Consider the following 255-nt stretch of genomic DNA (forward strand, 5'->3'; position numbering starts at 1 on the left):
TGGGTATTGAAGACGAACAGGCGACGCTGGAAGTTAAAGACACGGGAGCAGGTATTTCGGTCGAATCGCTGCCACGCGTATTCGACATGTTTGGTCAGGGAACTGCCACGGCTCTGCGAAGTAAAGCGGGTCTTGGCATCGGCTTGGCACTGGTGCAGCAGATAACTGAACTACATGGCGGCACGGTTGTCGCTAATTCAAATGGTGTAGGTCAAGGTAGTACGTTTACCTTACGGCTTCCTCTCTCTCATGTAG

General features: G+C 52.2%; 1 protein-coding gene. It reads left to right on the forward strand.

Annotated features, from left to right (window positions below; all coding sequences use genetic code 11):
* On the forward strand, nucleotides 1–255 hold a 255-nt coding region (locus ACO0LF_RS31830; protein ID WP_423021466.1), incomplete at both ends, for a sensor histidine kinase.

This window comes from Undibacterium sp. Di27W (assembly GCF_049340345.1).
In the GTDB taxonomy this organism is placed as follows: Bacteria; Pseudomonadota; Gammaproteobacteria; order Burkholderiales; family Burkholderiaceae_D; genus Undibacterium.